At 60.0% G+C, this 16,377-nt stretch carries 16 protein-coding genes; 6 read left to right on the forward strand and 10 right to left on the reverse strand.

What is annotated here, in order from left to right; genetic code table 11:
- Positions 1 to 473: 473 nt before the first annotated feature.
- Positions 474 to 1,997, reverse strand: coding sequence for a sensor histidine kinase (locus NCT03_RS18445; RefSeq protein WP_250493413.1), 1,524 nt, complete (start codon positions 1,995 to 1,997; stop codon positions 474 to 476).
- 5 nt (positions 1,998 to 2,002) lie between these two features.
- Positions 2,003 to 2,716, reverse strand: a complete 714-nt coding sequence (locus NCT03_RS18450) for a response regulator transcription factor (protein WP_250493414.1) — start codon at positions 2,714 to 2,716, stop codon at positions 2,003 to 2,005.
- A 153-nt stretch (positions 2,717 to 2,869) separates the two neighbouring features.
- On the opposite strand from NCT03_RS18450, the gene msrB reads away from it, so the two are divergent.
- The 3 genes from msrB to msrA are packed head-to-tail and all read left to right on the forward strand — an operon-like array spanning position 2,870 to position 5,947.
- Positions 2,870 to 3,367, forward strand: a complete 498-nt coding sequence (msrB, locus tag NCT03_RS18455) for a peptide-methionine (R)-S-oxide reductase MsrB (RefSeq protein WP_250493415.1) — start codon at positions 2,870 to 2,872, stop codon at positions 3,365 to 3,367.
- Positions 3,368 to 3,410: 43 nt separating this feature from the next.
- Entirely contained in the window at positions 3,411 to 5,216 is a 1,806-nt protein-coding gene (locus tag NCT03_RS18460) for a cytochrome c biogenesis protein DipZ (RefSeq protein ID WP_250493416.1), read from the forward strand.
- A gap of 17 nt (positions 5,217 to 5,233) precedes the next feature.
- Positions 5,234 to 5,947 carry a peptide-methionine (S)-S-oxide reductase MsrA gene (gene msrA / locus NCT03_RS18465; protein ID WP_250467070.1) on the forward strand — a complete coding sequence of 238 codons (714 nt, stop codon included), beginning with the start codon at positions 5,234 to 5,236 and terminating at the stop codon, positions 5,945 to 5,947.
- Between the two features lie 5 nt (positions 5,948 to 5,952).
- Here msrA and NCT03_RS18470 read toward each other — a convergent pair whose 3' ends face one another.
- The gene (locus tag NCT03_RS18470) at positions 5,953 to 7,071 is read right to left on the reverse strand and encodes an aminotransferase class I/II-fold pyridoxal phosphate-dependent enzyme (RefSeq protein WP_250493417.1); all 1,119 of its coding nucleotides are present in this window, start codon (positions 7,069 to 7,071) and stop codon (positions 5,953 to 5,955) included.
- Positions 7,072 to 7,167: 96 nt separating this feature from the next.
- On the opposite strand from NCT03_RS18470, the gene NCT03_RS18475 reads away from it, so the two are divergent.
- The gene (locus NCT03_RS18475; protein WP_250493418.1) at positions 7,168 to 8,061 is read left to right on the forward strand and encodes a LysR family transcriptional regulator ArgP; all 894 of its coding nucleotides are present in this window, start codon (positions 7,168 to 7,170) and stop codon (positions 8,059 to 8,061) included.
- Between the two features lie 3 nt (positions 8,062 to 8,064).
- Here NCT03_RS18475 and NCT03_RS18480 read toward each other — a convergent pair whose 3' ends face one another.
- The 3 genes from NCT03_RS18480 to NCT03_RS18490 all read right to left on the reverse strand — a co-directional run bounded on the left by NCT03_RS18480 (position 8,065) and on the right by NCT03_RS18490 (position 9,863).
- A complete protein-coding gene (locus NCT03_RS18480; protein ID WP_250467075.1) occupies positions 8,065 to 8,442 on the reverse strand; it encodes a DUF427 domain-containing protein in 378 nt (125 codons plus the stop codon).
- Positions 8,443 to 8,548: 106 nt separating this feature from the next.
- On the reverse strand, positions 8,549 to 8,887 hold the full coding sequence (locus NCT03_RS18485) for a DUF4148 domain-containing protein (RefSeq protein ID WP_244829652.1): 339 nt from the start codon (positions 8,885 to 8,887) through the stop codon (positions 8,549 to 8,551).
- 82 nt (positions 8,888 to 8,969) lie between these two features.
- Positions 8,970 to 9,863 (reverse strand): ketopantoate reductase family protein, encoded by an 894-nt coding sequence (locus NCT03_RS18490; protein WP_250493419.1) that lies wholly within the window; start codon positions 9,861 to 9,863, stop codon positions 8,970 to 8,972.
- 474 nt (positions 9,864 to 10,337) lie between these two features.
- On the opposite strand from NCT03_RS18490, the gene NCT03_RS18495 reads away from it, so the two are divergent.
- Together NCT03_RS18495 and NCT03_RS18500 are read left to right on the forward strand one after the other, a co-directional pair.
- Positions 10,338 to 11,036 (forward strand): FadR/GntR family transcriptional regulator, encoded by a 699-nt coding sequence (locus NCT03_RS18495; RefSeq protein WP_250493420.1) that lies wholly within the window; start codon positions 10,338 to 10,340, stop codon positions 11,034 to 11,036.
- A gap of 149 nt (positions 11,037 to 11,185) precedes the next feature.
- Entirely contained in the window at positions 11,186 to 11,659 is a 474-nt protein-coding gene (locus NCT03_RS18500) for a ferritin-like domain-containing protein (RefSeq protein ID WP_250493421.1), read from the forward strand.
- Positions 11,660 to 11,718: 59 nt separating this feature from the next.
- Here the strand turns inward: NCT03_RS18500 and NCT03_RS18505 are convergent, their stop codons facing one another.
- From NCT03_RS18505 to NCT03_RS18520, 4 genes are all read right to left on the reverse strand, one after another.
- A complete protein-coding gene (locus NCT03_RS18505; protein ID WP_244829646.1) occupies positions 11,719 to 12,375 on the reverse strand; it encodes a peroxiredoxin in 657 nt (218 codons plus the stop codon).
- 257 nt (positions 12,376 to 12,632) lie between these two features.
- A complete protein-coding gene (locus NCT03_RS18510) occupies positions 12,633 to 14,639 on the reverse strand; it encodes an acyl CoA:acetate/3-ketoacid CoA transferase (RefSeq protein ID WP_250493422.1) in 2,007 nt (668 codons plus the stop codon).
- A 68-nt stretch (positions 14,640 to 14,707) separates the two neighbouring features.
- Positions 14,708 to 15,544 carry a shikimate dehydrogenase family protein gene (locus tag NCT03_RS18515; protein ID WP_244829643.1) on the reverse strand — a complete coding sequence of 279 codons (837 nt, stop codon included), beginning with the start codon at positions 15,542 to 15,544 and terminating at the stop codon, positions 14,708 to 14,710.
- 80 nt (positions 15,545 to 15,624) lie between these two features.
- Positions 15,625 to 16,359 (reverse strand): ABC transporter ATP-binding protein, encoded by a 735-nt coding sequence (locus NCT03_RS18520; RefSeq protein WP_250467084.1) that lies wholly within the window; start codon positions 16,357 to 16,359, stop codon positions 15,625 to 15,627.
- Positions 16,360 to 16,377: the final 18 nt, after the last annotated feature.

The following is a 16,377-nucleotide window of genomic DNA, read 5'->3' on the forward strand; positions in this document are numbered from 1 at the left end:
AGAAAACCAGGCGCAAAAAAGACTTAATAAGGTAACGGGTGACCGCTTTGAGACTCGGAGCGCTAGTTTAAACATGCAGATGCAGTACATGCTAGCAAACATATTGTCGAATACCAAGAAAACTTTTGCCGAGGAAAGTACCAATGGCTTACACGAAAATGTCATCCGGAATGTTTTGCTTGCTGCATCTTAGACGCGTGCACCAAGGTTCATGATTATGCGGGGAATAAGACGAAGGCCGGAGGTCTGCTTTAGAAAATGACCTGACTAAAAACGTCACCAATGTCGACTGCGCCGCAGGCGATCTTAAGGATGGTTTAAGCGTTCAGGGCTAAAACATCACGAAACACGTTCAGTCAAGCAACGTCCACGCGGATGGTCAAACCGGGCAACGCTCAAAGCGCTTTGCTTCAGGCTTAAGAGCGTAGGTGATGACCGTCCCATTTGGCCCGGCAGCGATGCCGGGCTCTTTTTTAAGCGTTTTTATTCGATGGGTCGGGCAACTGCGGAGCATGCTCGCCGCTCCTGGCACTGCTTGCGGGAAGCTCGAAGCTAAACGCCGCGCCCGCTTGATCCAAATCGATGAGTCGAATCTGGCTGCCATGCAACTGAAGCATGCGCTGCACGATCAGCAAGCCAAATCCGCCGCGATGCCTGCCTCCCGAAGCGAAAGCGCGCTGAAAGAGCACGCCGCGCACGTCGGCTGGAATGCCGGGACCTGTATCGCTTACCGTGACTTCCACGTGGCCGTTTGAATGTGCAAGCCTAACCGTGACCGTACCGCCTTCCGGCGTGTGATGAATCGCGTTGTCGAGCAAATTCGTGAGGATTCGCTCGATCATGCCAAGATCAGCCGATACATTTGGCAGGCGCGGCTCGATATGCGCATCGAGTCGCACTTTGCGCGCATCGGCGGGCAGTTCGAATTTCTCGAACACATCTTGCAGCAGATCGGCGAGCGAGAACGACTCCGCTTCGGGATGCACCATGCCGTGTTCAAGCCGCGCTAGTTCAAAAAGCGATTGCGCGAGATGCCCGACCTTCGCGCTCTGCGCAAGTGCGATCGACAGATAACGGCGACGGTCTGTGTCGGCAAGAACATCGGCCTTGAGCGAAAGCGTTTCCAAGTAGCCATGCAAGGAAGAAAGCGGCGTGCGCAAGTCATGTGAAATATTGACGACGAGTTCGCGTCTTTCACGATCCTGCCGCTGCAATTCGCGCCATTGTTCGCCAATGCGCGCGGCCATTTGGGCAAAGGCGCTTTCGAGCACCACGATTTCGTCCCGCTCGTTCTCGCGTGCCGCCACGTGCAACGGTACAGGCGATGGCTCGGCCGATGCCCCGCTTGCATCGAACCTGCGCATGGCATCGGTCAAGCGGCGCAACGGACGCGTAATGAGCCCGAAAGCGATCACGCCCGCAACGAGTCCGAGCAAGGTCACGAGTCCCATGGACAGAAGCGTGGTGCGCAAGACCGCGCTCGCCGAGGCTTTCGCCGCAAGCTCGTCGTGCTCTTCGCCAAGCAAAACCACATAGACATAACCGAAAGACGGCTTGCCGGGCGTGGCAAGCGGCGCGGCGCTAAAGACTTTGCGCTTGTCGATGCTGCGTGGATCGTCGCCCAAAATGGGGAGCGGCGCGCCATTGATCAGACGATGCACGGGCGCAAGATCGACACGATCGCGCTTCAGATGACCGGGAGGCGCATCGTCGGCACGAACGCGGCCTTCATTGTCGAGCAGGTAGACTTCGACGCTCGGGTTCACCACCATCAACTGGCTGAAGAGACGGCGCACGGCGGGCGCGTCGATATCGCCCGCGTCCATCAGCGCGCCATCGTGGGCGATATGCGCTGCGAGCCCGTGCGACAGGCTCTGAATGACTTCCTTCTCGCGCAAATCGCTAGCGCGAATCTGCAACCATGCCGATGCGCCGCAGCATGCAAGCAGCAGCACGCAAAACACAGCGAAAAGCCGTTGCGACAGGGTGAGCTTCATGAACTTCACGATGCGCTGTCCGTCGCGAGTTTGTATCCGCGTCCCCAGACGGTCACGATCCGGGCAGGCTCGGTGGCATCTTTTTCGACCTTGGCGCGCAAGCGGTTGATATGCGTATTGACCGTGTGCTCATAGCCTTCATGCGCATAACCCCAAACCGCATTGAGCAGATCCATGCGTGAAAATACTTTACCGGGATGCTGGGCGAAGTAATAAAGCAAATCGAATTCGCGTGGTGTCAGTTCTATGCGCAGCTCATCTACCCACGCTTCGCGCGCAAGCGGATCGATAGCGATACCCGCGACTTCGAGACGGCCTGTATCGAGGCGCGAATTCTTGGCGACTGCATCGACGCGACGCAAAAGCGCCTTCACTCGCGCCACCAGTTCAAGCACCGAAAAAGGCTTGGCAAGATAATCGTCCGCACCGAGTTCGAGACCGAGAATGCGATGCACCTCGCTGGAACGCGCGCTAGTAATGATGATCGGGGTATAGCGCGTCATGGCGCGCGCACGCCGGCAGATTTCGAGGCCATCCACGCCGGGCAGCATCAGATCGAGAATCAACGCATCCCACCCGCCTTGTTCGAGCAAGCGCAAGCCCTCGACGCCATCCGCGGAATGCACGACCTCATAGCGCTCGTCGCGCAGATGCAGGCTCAGCACATCGGCGATATGCATGTCGTCTTCCACAATCAAAATGCGTTTAGGCTGGTCCATGAGGAAATTCAAAAGAATTAAAGCGCTAGCCCGGATATTGTGCAGAAAAGCGGCGCGGCCAAGTATCACATTTAATTTAACTTTCGGTGAGGACTCGGTAAGCCGCGCACGCCTAAGATGGGGCTCATCTGATCGAGCGAAGGAAAAGACATCATGCTAGACCGCCGCCGCTTTCTGCTGACGGGCACCGCTGCCGCAGCCGCGTTTGCCTTGACGGGCCGTCTGCGTGCGCTGGCCGCGCCCTCGCCGCAAGAGAAGTTCGAAATCACGCATAGCGACGACGAATGGCGTCGCATGCTCGATTCCATGCAATACGACGTCCTGCGTCGCGAAGGCACCGAGCGGCCCTACACGAGTCCGTTGAATGGCGAACATCGGGCCGGCACTTTCTCGTGCGCGGGTTGTGCGCTTGCGGTGTTCTCTTCAAGCACCAAATTCGAAAGTCACACCGGATGGCCGAGCTTCTGGGCGCCGCTCGATCACGCTATTGCCACGCGCCAGGACGGCTCGTTCGGCGTCTTGCGCACCGAAGTGCATTGCCGCCGCTGCGGTGGACATCTGGGCCACGTGTTCGACGATGGACCTAAGCCGACCGGTGTGCGCTATTGCATGAACGGCGTCGCGATGAAGTTCACCGCTGGCACTGCTTGATTGGCCACCTCAACGCTTATTAACTTTCTAAAAAGACACGACCATGCTGCTCATCGTTCTTGCCTATCTCGGCGGCGCGCTGACGATACTCAGTCCGTGCATCCTGCCTGTCCTTCCCTTCGTGTTTTCTCGCGCGGATCAGCCGTTTGTTAAAAGCGGCTTGCCGTTGCTGCTCGGCATGGGCATCACGTTCGCGTTGGTCGCGACGCTCGCCGCGCTTGGCGGCGGCTGGGCCACGCAAGCAAATCAATATGGACGCTGGGCCGCCATCGCACTTCTCGCCGTGTTCGGACTTGCTTTACTGTTGCCGCGCCTGGCCGATCGCATCATGCATCCGCTCGTCAGGGCCGGTAACCGACTGACGGCTTTCGCCCAGCGCGGCGATGGCAAGGCGAGCTTCGGCGGCTCGTTCCTGCTCGGCATCGCAACGGGTCTTCTGTGGGCACCGTGCGCAGGTCCGATTCTCGGACTCGTGTTGACGGGTGCCGCATTGAACGGCGCAAGCGTAGGCACCACGCTGCTCCTGCTCGCTTATGCCGCGGGCGCCGCGACTTCGCTTGCCGTGGCGCTGCTCATCGGTGGCCGCGTATTCGCCGCGATGAAGCGCTCGCTCGGCGCGGGCGAATGGATACGGCGCGGCATCGGCGTCGCGATGCTTGCAGGCGTCGCCGCTATCGCATTGGGCCTCGATACGGGCGTGCTTGCAAGGGTATCGACAGTAGCGACGGCGGGCATCGAACAAAAGCTCGTCGACCGGTTTTCGCCTCGCAATAACGCCATGAAAGCCGCTAATACCAATGCCGACGCCGATGCACCGCGCATGATGCGCGCGAGCGCGGCGCCTTCGACTGCGCCGACGGCTTCGTTGCCCGTGGAAGGCACGCTGCCCTCGCTCGATGGCGCGGTGCAATGGCTCAACACGCCGCCGCTCACGAAGGACGCGCTGCGCGGCAAGGTCGTGCTCGTCGACGTGTGGACGTATTCATGCATCAATTGCCTGCGTACCTTGCCTTATGTGAAGGAGTGGGCAAAAAGGTATCGTGACCAAGGGCTCGTGGTGATCGGTGTGCATGCGCCTGAGTTCGCGTTCGAACGAAACGTCGACAACGTGAAGAAAGCCGTGCATGACCTGGGTGTGGACTATCCGGTAGCCATTGACAATAACTTTGCGATCTGGCGCGCGCTCAACAACGAATATTGGCCGGCGCATTATTTCGTGGATACCGAGGGCAAGATCCGCTATCACCATTTCGGCGAGGGCGACTATGCGCATTCGGAAGAGGTGATCCGCCAGTTGCTGGCGGAAGCGGGTCACGGTAATGCACCCGTGACGAAGCAGCCCGACACCAACGAAGATATCGCGGTACAAGGCGCGATGATGCAAGCCGATAACGCGGACGTGCGCTCACCCGAAACCTATGTTGGCTATGCGCGCGCCGAGCAGTTCATGTCGCCTGGCGGCCAGACGCAGGATCGTGTGCATGACTATGCCCCGCCCAAGGCGCTCGATGTGAACGACTGGGGTGTTGCCGGCCCGTGGAAGATCGGCTCCGAGCACGCGACGCTCGCGGGCAAGTCGGGACGAATCGTTTATCGCTTCCATGCGCGCGATCTGCATCTCGTGCTCGGGCCTTCGCCGGATGGCAAGCCCGTACGCTTTCGCGTCAGTATCGACGGCGCGCCACCCGGTGCTTCGCATGGTAGCGATGTCGCAGCCGATGGAAGTGGTACCGTGACGCAAGAGCGCCTTTATCAACTCGTGCGGCAAGCGGGCCCTGTCAAGGACCGCACCTTTAGCATCGAATTTCTGGATTCGGGTGTCGAGGCTTATGCCTTCACCTTCGGTTGATTCATCGAGGAGCCATCATGGCGAATAAATTCAGCAAGACAGGCAAGGCCCTTAGCGTGGCTGCGCTGGCTGCAGGTGCTTTCGCGTTGCAGCAAACCGCGCATTCGAGTGAAGACGCCAAGGTCATTCCTGCACCCGCGCATGACGAGAGCGTAGGCGCCACCCACACGGAGACGGCGGTATTTGCCGGCGGTTGCTTCTGGGGCGTGCAAGGCGTGTTTCAGCACGTGCGTGGCGTTAAGGAAGTGGTCTCGGGCTATACGGGCGGCAATGCCGACACCGCTCAATACGAGCGCGTAAGCGAAGGCGATACGGGCCATGCGGAGTCGGTGCGCATAACCTACGATCCTGCCGAAGTGACTTATGGCCGGCTCTTGCAGATTTTCTTTTCGGTCGCGCATAACCCCACCGAGTTGAATTACCAGGGACCGGATCACGGCACGCAATATCGCTCGGCAGTCTTTCCGCAAAATACGACTCAGCGCGATGTCGCTACCGCATATATCGCGCAACTCGATGCGGCGCATGTTTATTCCGGCAAGATCGTGACTCATGTCGAGAATTACAAAGGCTTTTATCCGGCCGAGGCTTACCACCAGAATTACTTGACCGAACATCCGGAAAGCACGTATATAGCGATTAACGATCTGCCTAAGGTGGGAAATCTCAAGCAATTATTCCCGCAGGCTTATAGAAACGACGCGGTGCTCGTAGCGGTCGCGTCGAAATAAACGTCTTAGCGCGGTGCGCGCGTTTCGAGCCAGGCGTCGACGTAATCGAGAACGGCAGGCATATTCCGCCTGCCGAAGCCAATGCGAAAATGTGCGTCGCCGTAATCGAGCAAGGTGGAAGGAAGCACCAGCACGCCCGTGTCCTGCAGCAACTCGGCGCAAAAGCTGCTGGCGCGCTCCTGCCTGAGCCGCACGAAGCCGATCGTGCCCGCACGCGGCCGATGCCATTCGAAATTCATGGCGTGGCGCGCCATGAATTTATCAAGCACCCGTAGATTTTCACGGACGATAGAAACATTACGCTCGATGAGCGTGCCCGAATGACGCGCGGCGATGGTTGCAAGACACTCGCTCGGCGCGCTGTTACTGATCGTCAGATAGTCCTTGAAGGCGCTCATGCGTTGCAGCACTTCGGCGCTCTGCGTTGCAATCCAGCCGATGCGCAAGCCCGCCAGTCCATGCGTTTTCGATAACGCACCGAGCGTGATTGCACGCCCGTAGACATCGCATGCGGCGGGAAGGCGGTCGGCACAGTCGTGTTCGAGGCCGCGATAGACCTCATCGCTGAAGAGCCACAGTCCGTGCTTGCGCGCAAACGAAACGGTAGCGTCGAACACCTCGCGCGATGGCAGATACCCGGTCGGATTGTGCGGCGAGCAAAGGACGATGGCGCGCGTTTGCGGCTTCAGCAGCGCTTCGAGATCGGCCGGATCGAGCGCCCAGCCGCCCGCTTCGTTTGCTCGCCACGGCGATACCCTTACGCCCAGCGCTTCAGCCACCGAGTAATGCGATTGATAGCCGGGCATGTGCACGATGACATGATCGCCCGCCTCAAGCATCGTGTTCATGAACGAAAAGATCGCTTCCTGAGCGCCCGTATGCACGATGATCCCGCTTGCATCGATGCACTCATACATGGCCGCCAGCTCGGTTCGCAAGTCCGGTGCGCCCGGATATTCCGTGTAGCCGAGCCAGGTATCGAACAAGCCGTCGCTTGCTTGCGGTTCGAGCGCGAGCAGGTCACGCACCGACATCGATTCGGGATCGGAACTGCACAGCAAATGCCGTGCGGTGAATTCGTGCTGTGCGAAGTAACGTTCCAGCTTGAAAGGTGTGAGATTCATGGCGTGGGCTTGATCATGGTCGACGAAAGCCGTAGTCTCTCGCAGTAAAGGCCCATGAAGCCAGCTAATCTTTCTAAGTTAGATTAAGGAACGCTAATGCTCGACTACGCCTCGCTCGATGCCTTGCTCGCGGTCGTTCGCACCGGTTCGTTCGAGCGCGCGGCAGCGTTATTGAGCGTCACGCCTTCGGCTGTCTCGCAGCGCGTGAAGTTGCTGGAAGAACGCGTGGGCAGCCTGCTCGTGCGACGCGGACAGCCGTGCGAGGCAACCTCCTCAGGCGCGCTATTGTGCCGCCATACCGAACGCGTGCAATTGCTCGAAGCCGAACTGGGCGGTCGCATGCCCACACTACCCGGCACGACGAGCGGGAGCCGCACCAGGCTGCGCATCGCGGTGAACGACGACAGCATGAGCACATGGTTCATCGACGCCACCGCTGACTTCTGCATCGAACGTGCGCTGTTGCTCGATGTGGTCGTGGACGATCAGGATCACACCGCAGAGCGTATCCGTGCGGGCGATGTACAAGGCGCCGTCACCACGCAAGCCGATGCCGCACCGGGCTGGCGGTCGGTCAAGCTTGGTCGCATGCGTTATCGGGCTGTGTGTTCGCCCTGTTATTTCGAGCGCTATTTCGCGGAAGGACTGACACGCGAGGCATTGCGTCGCGCGCCGTGTGTGAATTTCAACGAGAAGGACGAATTGCAAAAGCGCTTTGTTCGCCGCGTTGCTCGTGCTGATATTGCACCGCCCGCGCATTTCGTTCCGCACGGCGAAGGTTTCCTGCGCGCGTGCACGTCCGGACTTGCATGGGGCATGTGTCCGCAGCGGCTGGTCGAGTCGCGGCTCGAAAGTGGCGAACTGGTCGAGCTACTGCCGGGGACGCGACTCGATATCGATCTTTACTGGCAAAGCTGGCGCTTGGCCTTAGGCTGGCTCGACGACTTCACCGCCGAGCTACGCGCCCGGGCGAAGTCGTCGCTGAGTTGAGTCTTAAGCGCCCTGCTTTTCGATGGAATCGACACGGTCGGGATAGAACGCGAGATGGTCCTTGATACCGGCGACGGCATCGTAGGGTTGCTCGTAGGTCCAAACGGCGTTGACGCCTTTTTCGCCCAGGCTCGTGATGCTGTAGTAGCTGCAAACGCCTTTGTAAGGACAGTACGTCTCGTGTGAAGTGCGCGTGAGTTGCGACATGTCGGCGTCGTCGCGTGGCAGATAAAGCACCTCGCCATATGAGGCTTCGCGCAAGGATAGCGCTTTGCTTGTGTCGGCGATTACGCGGCCGCCCGCCTTCACAACGACATGCGCAGGACTGGGCTGGACAGTAATCGGATGATCGGGACCGGGAATCTTAACGGTGCGTTCCATGGCTTCTTCCTGCCGTTTTCGAGGGGAAAGCCATGGTAGCGCGGTTGTATGAACCGCGCAGAAACGGACGGCGGTAGCGCCGTTAGAGCGCTACCGCGAGCGTCGCTTAGTGGCCGAAATAGGTCGGCTTCGAGCCGTCGTTATTTACGGGCGGCATGGCGCGCGAGCCGGTGGATGCGCGGTAGTAATCCGAGCCGCCATAAGCGCTATCGTTGGCCGACGCTGCACCATTCTGGCGCGCGGCGCGGCCTTCGGCGGCCTGTACATCCGCCGGATACGTCGTGCGGTCGCCTGCCGCGGGGTTATAGCCCGCCGCTTCGACCTGTTGCAGGTCTTGCTTGACTTGCGAGCGCGTCACGGCCGAATTGGTGTCCGACTGAGCGAAAGAAAGAACCGGCGCCACCACAACGGCAGCAACGGCCACGACTTTGATGATCGACTTCATGGTGAACCTCCGGGAGTTGTAGCGCTGACAGTTCTGCGCCTGCTACATTTGAGCATCAGGCGTGCCTGGCTCCCTTCGGCATTCAATCTGCCTTGCTCTCCACGAGCTTCACCAAAACATGCAGCATGCGATTAGCCGGCGTCGCCACACCGAGCGCATCGCCACGTCGCACGATCAACCCGTTCAGATGGTCGATCTCGCTGCGCTTGCCACGCATCACGTCCTGAGCCGTCGACGAAAACTGGTTCGGCATGGTCTCCGCGATACGGCGCACGGCCGCATCCACATCGCCAGGTAAGGTCACGCCTTCGGCACGAGCGACGGCCGTGCATTCATCGACGATATCGCGCATGACGCGCGTCACGCCCTCGCCCTTCACGATGCGTCCATAAGGCAATTGCGAAAGCGCTGAAAGCGCATTGTAGGTGCAGTTCAAGACGAGTTTGACCCACAGCGCGCCGCGCACGTTGTCGGAGATGTCGGTGGGCACGCCAGCGGCCACGAAGGCGTGCGCGACTTCTTCGCTCGTACTCGATGGCTCGATCACCAGTTCACCACGCCCGTGGTGCTTCATATGTCCCGGCCCTGCCATTTCGGACGCGACATAGACCACGGCCGCCGCCACTTCTTGCGGCACATACTCACGCAAGCGCTCGGCGTTCTCGACGCCGTTTTGCAGCGACAAAACCAGCGCATCGCGTTCGAGATGCGGTTTGAGTAACGCGGCGGCGCTTTCGGTATCGGTGGACTTCACGCAGAACAGCACGAGCTTCGCTCCTTGCACTGCGCTCGCTTCGGTGCTTGCCGCAAGCTGCACATGTTCATCGAAGGTTTGTGTTTCGAGACGAAGACCATCGCGCGTTATGGCCTCGACGTGCTGCGGCCGCGCGATCAGCACGACCTCATGACCCGCGCGCGCGAGCATGCCGCCGTAATAGCAGCCCACTGCGCCTGCGCCCATGACGGCTACTTTCATGTCCCTTCCTCGCTCTGTTGCGTTGTCGTTGACCGGTGACGCCGAGCAAATGCAGCGTCTATCGGTTCGGAAAATAACACATCGGCAAGCGTTGGCGTTCCAGGTCGATACATGGCGGCAAGCTACTCGAATGCTTCGCAGACCGCATCGAGCTTGCCGACACGCTGTTCCTCGCAAACGCTTGCGCGAAAAACACTGTGTGCGGACGCACTATAGTCAGTCGTTTTCGTGATGAACCATATTGTTAAAACGTACGTGCGGGAGATACGCTCCGTCAAGCGGATCGACGATGCTGTTCATAAAAGGACGACCGCTACGGGATGGCTGATAACGGGGAGACCAGGTTGCGGCGAAGAAGCCGTGATCACCCAACGAAGAGTGGTACCGAGAGCAGAAACAAAAAGCAAAGCGGCAAGCCGCTCGGCGACGGGCGAGGCGCGGCAGAGGCTTGGGCGTTTTCACGAGAACAAAAACATGAATCATGGATATGAAACATCGCTCGTCAAGCGCGTGGTGAATCAGCTTGTCGCGAGCATCGTCAGCGGGGAATACAAGGACAACGTATTGCCTCCGCAAGTGATTCTTTCGAAGAAGCACGGGGTAAGCCGGACCATCATGCGCGAGGCGCTCAGCATTCTGATCTCGCGACGCATGCTCGATGTGCGGCCTAAGACCGGCACGCGTATCAAGCCCGCGAAAGAATGGCTCGTATTCGATGAAGAAGTCGCCGACTGGCGTTTGCGCGCCATGCCCGATCAGGAATGCATGCGCCGTCTGATCGAGTTTCGCGCACTCGTCGATCCGCCCGCTGCCGCGCTCGCCGCCATACGCGCGAACCGGCATCAGCGTATTGGCATCAACGCGGCCTTTCAGCGGCTCGTCCATGCAGGCCCTTCGGAAAGCCTGCAATCTTCCGCTGAAGAAGCGTTGCAAGCCGCCATCATCGAAGCGAGCGGCGACGAATTGCTGCAGCAAATGGGTTGCGTGGTGCGCGTCGGCATCCGTGCGATGAAGGCAACCGTTCGCACGCAGACTGTCTCCACCGATGCGCAACTCGGCGATTATGGCAAGGTCGTGCGTGCCATCGAGACCGTCGATAGCGAAGGCGCGCGCTCCGCCATGTCGCAGGTGCTTTCGCGTGCGGCGTCGGTCTGGCTGGAAGAGACCGTCTGAGGCACTGCAGGAAGTTCGAAAGCCGTTGCCTTCCCGTGGACCGTATCTTGCGCGCGATTCGTGCGGCTTACATACGGCGTCGGCGTGACTACAATGGGTGAATGCCCTTTTCACGCTGAGCGTTCCATACTGGAAACACGGAGGCAAACATGGCGGAACTCGATAAGGAAGCAGTCGTCGGCGTGCTCAACCGGATTCTCGAATCCGAACTGGCGGGCGTCGTGCGATACACCCACTACTCCTTCCTGGTCTTCGGCTTCGGCCGGATACCGATCGTTTCGTGGCTGCGCGAACAGGCGGACGAATCGTTACTGCATGCGCATCAAGCGGGCGAATGGATCACCACGCTCGGGGCCTATCCGTCGCTTGAAATCGGTCCGTTGCTCGACAACCATACGTTCGATATCGCGACCATTTTGCGCGAATCGCTGCAATCGGAAAAACTCGCGTTGGATCTGTATCGCGATCTGCTGAAGATCGTGGAAGGTCAGTCGGTCGCGCTCGAAGAATATGCGCGACAGATGATTCAAACCGAGGAACTGCATGCCGGGGAAGTGGACAAGATGTTGCGCCGTCCCGGTGAAGTGGATACCGCGCCCGAACGGCGAACGGGACACGCATAAAAGAAAACGCGCCGGCCGCATCCACATGCATGCGGCCAGCGCGGTGTCGGCTCGTGTGCTTATTTCGGCTGCGCGACCGTGCGCAGATACGGCTTGAGCGTCTTGAAGCCTTCCGGATACTTTTTCTTGGCGTCATCGTCCGACACGGAAGTCGGGATGATCACGTCTTCGCCCGGTTTCCAGTTCACCGGCGTGGCGACCGTGTGCTTGGCGTTGAGTTGCAGTGCGTCGAGCAGGCGCAGCACTTCGTCGAAGTTGCGTCCCGCGCTCATCGGGTACGTAAAGGTTGCCTTGATCTTCTTGTCCGGACCGATTAGAAACACCGCGCGAATGGTCGCGTTATCGACCGCGGTGCGCGGGCCACCGCCGCTCGCGTTTGGATGAATCATGTCGTAAAGCTTCGCGACATTCAGGTCCGCGTCGCCGATCATCGGATAGTTGACGGCCGTGCCCTGCGTTTCCTCGATGTCCTTCGCCCATTGCGAATGGTTCGTTACCGGGTCGATGGAAAGGCCGATGACCTTGGTGTTGCGCTTGTCGAACTCGGGCTTGAGCTTTGCCATGTAGCCGAGCTCGGTAGTGCAGACAGGCGTGAAGTCCTTCGGATGCGAGAACAGAATGGCCCACTTGTCACCAATCCATTCATGGAAATGAATCGTGCCTTGGGTGGTTTCCGCGGTGAAATCGGGGGCTTCGTCGCCAATGCGGATGGACATGTTTGATCTCCGTGTTGAAGTAATTCGAACCGCGCCTCGCTCGTCGTGATGACCGTGACGAAACGGCTTTCGATACGAATGCGCAATTCACTCGATGATTATAGTGTGCTTGCGATTCTCCTCGCGCGGCGGTCGATGGTCGCTCATCGACGTTTTCAAGCTTTGGTTATCTGTGCGCAAGCAAAGGCGTCCCAATCGAACCGCGAACGTGCGTTCCTTAAGTGTTTATCACGAGACGATATAAGCTAATAACCGCTTCAAGCCTGGCGGCTCTCGTGATCGCGCGCTTCCTCGGCGCTTTCGTAGATATAAGGCGCGACGCCGCGACGCTTGAGCGCATCGCCGAGTTTCATGCGCAGGAAACTGCTCGTGGTATAGCGCGTGACGCCGTCGTAGTGGTCGCCCACGAGTTTCGTCACCATCTCCGAATAGGCATCGAGCATATCGGGGCAAATCGAGAAATTGTCGTAGTTGACAATGGCATGTGGGCGCACCTTTGCGTTCGCTAGTTGCTTGGCAACTTCGCGGCGAATAGCTTCGACATCGCCAAGATTCTTCACTTCGTGCCCTTCGAAATTGATGAAGAACAGGTTCTTGCGCGCGTCGTAGCTGAAGCGCTCCGCGAGGTTCAAACCGAGCAGCGTGTCGCGCAATCCCATGGGCGTATCGCGAAAAATGCGTTCGTCCATGAGGCGCGGCGGCGCGTCGATCACCGGCGCAAAACCCATCTGCGCGACGATGTCCCGCTCGATATCTACACCGGGCGCCACTTCGATCAGCGCGAGCCCGTCTTGCGTCAATTCGAACACGCAGCGCTCGGTGATATACAGCACCGTCTGCCCGCGCTCGAACGCATACCGGCCGCTGAACGTGCGATGCTCCACGGCATCGACGAACTTGCGGCAATCGCCTTCGCGGCGAATCACGAGCTTGCCGTCTTCCAAGCCGACATCGAGCTTGCCTGCGTTGAACGTGCCGACGAACACGACTTTCTTCGCCGCCTGGCTGATGTTGATGAAGCCGCCCGCGCCCGCGAGTTTCGGCCCGAACTTGCTCACGTTCAGATTGCCGTCGCGGTCCGCCTGCGCAAGGCCGAGGAAGGCGATATCGAGTCCGCCGCCATCGTAGAAGTCGAATTGATACGGCTGATCGATGATTGCCTGCGTATTGGTCGCCGCGCCGAAATTGAGTCCGCCTGCGGGAATGCCGCCGATGACGCCGGGTTCGGTCGTCATCGTGAAGAGGTCGATGACCTGCTCTTCGTTCGCCACGCTTGCAATGCCCTCCGGCATGCCGATGCCGAGATTCACCACGCTATTGGCCATCAATTCGAACGCGGCGCGCCGCGCGATGATCTTGCGCTCGGTCAGCGCCATGGGTGCAACCGAACTTGCCGCAACCCGCAGTTCGCTCGAATAAGCCGCGCTATAAGGCTCGCCGAAGGTCTGCCAGTGATTGTCGGAACTCGCCACCACCACGCAATCGACCATGACGCCGGGAATCTTCACTTGCCGCGAGTTGAGCGTATTGGACTCCGCGAGCCGCTCGACCTGTGCGATCACGATACCGCCAGAGTTGCGCGCGGCCATCGCAATGCTGAGCGCTTCGAGCGTGAGCGCTTCCTTTTCCATCGTGACGTTGCCGTTGAGATCGGCGGTGGTGCCGCGCACGATGGCGACATCGATCGGGAAGGTCTTGTAATACAGATACTCCGCGCCGTCGATCGACATGACGCGCACGATATCTTCCGTTGTGCGCGCGTTGAGCTTGCCGCCGCCATTGCGCGGATCGACGAAAGTGCCGAGGCCGACCGTGGAGAGTTGCCCCGGCCGATGCGCGGCAATATCGCGAAAGAGCTGTGAAATCACGCCCTGCGGCAGATTGTAAGCTTCGATGCGGTTATCGATGGCGAGCTTCTGCAACCCCGGCACGAGTCCCCAGTGACCGCCGATCACGCGCTTGACGAGCCCTTCGTGCGCGAGATGATTGAGGCCCTTGCCACGGCCATCGCCCTGACCTGCCGCATACACGAGCGTGAGATCGGCAACCGGTTCGCTGCCCTCGGCGTGATCTTCGAGAAAGCGCGCTTCGAGCGCAATCGCCACTTCCTCCGCGAAGCCGATACCGACAAAGCCGCTCGTCGCGATGGTGTCGCCCGCATGAATCAGGCGCACGGCCTCGCGCGCGGTTACGATCTTGCCGCGCTCGACGAGCCGCGTGGACGAGGGAAACGGATGGCGTGTCGGTGCGCTGCTGGCGGTCATGGCGTCTCCTCGCTTGTGTCTTTCCCGGCGCGCGTCAGTGTTCGCGCGCGCTCGCTCGTCTTCTGCGTCTAAGCGTACTTGATCTGGGCGACGGCACGCAATTCGTCGGCGGTCGCCGTGCCATAGCCGAAGAATTCCAGGTACGCCGGGATCATCTCGAACAGCATGTCGGTGCCGACCTGCACCGAGCAGCCCTTGTCCTTGGCCGCGCGCAAGAGCGGCGTGTACTCCGACTTCATCACCACTTCGCCGACAAAGGTCGTGGGCGCGATGCGATCGATATCGAACGGCAACGGATCGCTCTCCTTCATGCCGAGCGGCGTTGCGTTGACGATGACATCGAAGCCTGCAGGATCTCTCGTGTCCGTACGCACGATGAGTTCCGGATAGTGATCGCGCAAACGCCCGGCGAGCCCTTCGACCGAAGCGGTGTTGGTGTCGAAGATGGCGAGTTCCGCCACGCCCGCCGCCGCGAGAGAAGCCGCAATCGGCGAGCCCACGCCGCCGCTGCCCAGCACCAGAACGCGCGCACCCTTCAACGCGCGGCCCTTGCGTTCGACGCCGCGCACGAAGCCGGCGCCATCGAACTGGTCGCCGAGCAGCGTGCCGTCTTCGCGTTTGAGGATGGCGTTGCATGCGCCCGCAATGCGCGCGGTGGGGCTCACTTCGTCCATCAGGCCGACGGTCGTGATCTTGTGCGGCATGGTGACGAGCGCGCCGCGCAGGTTGGTCAGCTTGAACAACTGCGGCACGAAAGCGACGTAATCTTCCGGTTTCACGCCCATGGGGACGACCACGGCATCGATGCCCTGTTTGTCGAACCAGGGGTTGTAGATCATCGGCGCCTTGAACGCTTCGGTCGGAAAGCCGAGATGGGCAATTACGGTGGTCTTGCCGCTGATCATGGCGACGCTCCTTCGAAGATGAGCGCGCAACGGTGCGCGCGACGCCTCCATGATAGTGCGACTTGCCTGCCCGCGGTTCTTTAATGGCTCGCGCCGAGATAGGCCGCCTTGACCGAAGGATCGTTTTTCAATTGCTCGGCGGGGCCGTGCGTGGCGACGCGGCCGTTCTCGAGCACGTAGCCGTAGTCCGCCACGTTGAGCGCCGCGGCGGCGAACTGTTCGACGAGCAGCATGGTCACGCCCTCGTCTTTCAGGCGCGCGATGATGCGGAAGACTTCATCGACGAGAATGGGCGCAAGGCCCATCGAAGGTTCATCGAGCAACACGAGGTCGGGGTTCAGCATGATGGCGCGGGCCATCGCGAGCATTTGCTGTTCCCCGCCCGAAAGCGTGCCCGCCAGCTGATTGCGGCGCTCCTTCAGGCGCGGAAACAGTTCGATGGCGCGTTCGAGATCGGCGGCCACGTCGCCTTTCGGACGCGCCCAAGTCAAGCGCGGAAACGCGCCGAGCAGCAGATTGTCCGTGACCGACATGGTCGCGAAAACGCGTCTTCCCTCCGGCGAATGAGCGAGGCCGAGGCGCGCGATCTTGTGCGAATCCATGGCGTCGATGCGCTTCGCGTCGCTGCCGATGCCCATGGTGATCTCGCCTTCCGTCGGCCGGATCATGCCGGAGATGGCGCGCATGGTCGTCGTCTTGCCCGCGCCGTTCGAGCCTATCAGCGTGACGACTTTCGCCTTCGGGACATCCAGGCTGATGCCGTGCAGCACTTTGACCTTGCCGTAGCCTGCGTGGAGATTCTTGATTGTCAGCATCGCGTGTCGCTTCGTCGG

The organism is Caballeronia sp. GAWG1-1 (assembly GCF_023631465.1).
Taxonomy (GTDB): domain Bacteria; phylum Pseudomonadota; class Gammaproteobacteria; order Burkholderiales; family Burkholderiaceae; genus Caballeronia.